This window comes from Acidovorax sp. HMWF018, from assembly GCF_003061035.1.
Classification (GTDB): Bacteria; Pseudomonadota; Gammaproteobacteria; order Burkholderiales; family Burkholderiaceae_C; genus Acidovorax; species Acidovorax delafieldii.
In genome coordinates this window covers 1-2462 of sequence record NZ_QAIM01000643.1, presented here as the reverse complement: position 1 = coordinate 2462, position 2462 = coordinate 1, and the positions used below count along the sequence as shown (strand labels likewise).

2 protein-coding genes are annotated in these 2462 nt (G+C 64.3%); both read right to left on the bottom strand.

Going from position 1 to position 2462, the window contains the following annotated elements:
- The coding region (gene istB / locus DBR23_RS27050; RefSeq protein ID WP_108500127.1) for an IS21-like element helper ATPase IstB at positions 1–824 on the bottom strand (824 nt) is incomplete at its 3' end.
- The gene (gene istA, locus DBR23_RS27045) at positions 817–2349 is read right to left on the bottom strand and encodes an IS21 family transposase (RefSeq protein ID WP_108500128.1); all 1533 of its coding nucleotides are present in this window, start codon (positions 2347–2349) and stop codon (positions 817–819) included. The genes istA and istB, both read right to left, overlap by 8 nt.
- Positions 2350–2462: the final 113 nt, after the last annotated feature.

Genomic DNA, 2462 nt, shown 5'->3' with positions numbered 1-2462 from the left:
GCCCCTTCCTCCGCGGTCTCGCTAACCTGGGCGGCCACTGCCTTCTTGGTCTGCTCACGAGCCTTGATGCGCCCCTTGGCTTCGTGCGTGCTGTGGCGGAAGCGGTAGGACTCGTTGCCGGTCTCGATGATGTGGCAGTGATGGGTCAAGCGATCCAGCAACGCGGTGGTCATCTTGTCATCGCCGAACACCGTGGACCACTCCGCGAACGTCAGGTTGGTGGTGATCATCACGCTGGTGTGCTCGTACAGCTTGGACAGCAGGTGGAACAACAAGGCACCACCGGCCTGGCTGAAGGGCAGGTAACCTAACTCGTCGAGCACGACCAGGTCCATGCGCACCAGACTCATGGCGATGCGTCCGGCACGGCCCTGGCTCTTCTCATGCTCCAGGGCATTGACCAGATCGACCGTGGAGTAGAACCGCACTCGCTTGGCGTGCCGGGTGAGCCCAGCAATTCCCAGCGCCGTGGCCAGGTGGGTTTTGCCGGTGCCTGGGCCGCCGACCAGCACCACGTTCTGCGCATCCTGCGTGAACGAGAGGTCCGCCAGTTTCTGGATCAACGCGCGGTCGACCGGCGCGACGGTGAAGTCGAACCCAGCCAGGTCGCGGTGCATCGGGAAGCGTGCCGCCTTCATCTGATGGGCGATGGAACGCATCGCCCGATCAGCATCTTCAGCCTGCAGCAGGTGCTCCACCAGCCAGCGTGATGCAGCCAAGGCCGTATCGCCGCCTTGCTCCGTCAGATCGGCCCAAGCCGTGGCCATGCCGTTGAGCCGCAGCGCCTTCAGTTGGGCCTGTACATCGATGGAGGTCTCACGCATGGCCCACCTCCTGCCCGTCTAGATGATCCTGGTGGGTGGGGCGCAGCCGGTCATAACGCGCGGTATCGGCCTTGGGCGCCTGGGTGAGTTGCAAGGACGTCTGCGCTTGCGCCGGCGTGGCCGGGTTGTTCAAGCGGGCCAGCACGTTGCGCACGTGTTCCACGCTAATGCTGCCGCTGGGGGTCCTGCCTTCGAGTACCAGCTCGATGGCCACCAGCACCGCTTCCAGCCCGGCCTGCGGCACCACGGCCAGCACCTGTGCCATGACCCGGTCTCCTCCAGGGTGCCTGAGCAGCGACTGGCGCAAACGCAGCAACGGCGCCGGCAGGTCCAGGAACGGCGTGCCGTTGCGCAAGGCGCCCGGTTTGCGCTGCACCAGGTCGATGTAGTGCTGCCAATCGTAGCTGGTCTGGCCGCTGCCCGGCAGCCGGGCGTGACTCGCGACGACGGCGTCCGCGGCCGCCACATCGATTCGCTCGGGATAGACGCGGGTGCTGACGATGTGGCCGGCCCACTCGCACGGCACGGAATAGCGGTTGCGAGCGGCAGCCACCAGGCAGGTGCTGCTGACCCGGGCCAACCGTTCGACGTAGCCGTCGAAGGGGGCCGGCATGGACATGAGGTGAGGCTTCTCCAACTCCCACATCTCGGCCACGGTGAACTGCCGATGGATCGGGTGCGTGGTGTCGCTCCACACCGAACGACATCGCTCGCTCAGCCAGGCATTGAGTTCGATGAACGAGCCGAAGCGACGGGTCGCGGCTTCGATCCAGATGCGCCTGCGGCTGTCCTGCACGTTCTTCTCCACCACCCCCTTCTCCCATCCCGAGGCGACGTTGCAGAAGTCGGCATCGAACAGGTAGTGACTGCACATGGCTGCGAAGCGCGCGTTGACGGTGCGCTGCTTGCCACGCTGCACCTTGTCCACAGCGGTGCGCATGTTGTCGTAGATGCCGCGTCGGGTGACGCCACCTAGTGCCTGGAACGAGCGTGTGTGCGCGTCGAACAGCATCTCATGACCCTGGCTGGGGTAGGCCACCAGCCAGAAGGCCCGGCTGGCGCACAGCTTCAGGTGCGCCACTTGCACGTTGTAGAACACACCGCCGACGAGCATGGCTTCGACGCTCCAGTCGAACTGGAAGGCCTCGCCCAGCTCGAAGCTCATCGGAACGAACGCCTTGGCCGGACTGGCTGCGGACTCCACCCGCCAGCGCCGGATGTAGTCGGTGACGGCGCTGTAGCCGCCGCGATAGCCCTGGGCCTGTATCTGAGCAAACAAAGCTCGGCCGCTGCGCCGTCCCTGCTTGGGGCGATGGCTGTCGGTCGTGAGCGCTTGATGCAGGATCGGCTCGAACGCAGTTAGCTTGCCATCGAGCTTCACCCGCTCGTACTTCGGCACAACATCGCCGGGCGCCTTGAGCCACTTCTTGACCGTGTTGCGCGACAGGCCTGTGCGCTTTGCGATCTCGCTGAGAGAGAGTTGGTCGCGCAGCCTCATGCGCCTGACCTTGCCAATCATGTCCATGGTGATCACCTTGAATCCCCTGCTGAAATTCTCAGCAGGTCAGTGGAACACCCTGGTCAATATTGGATTGGCACTTTGCGGTTTAGCTGGTCAAGATTGCATCGGCACCAACA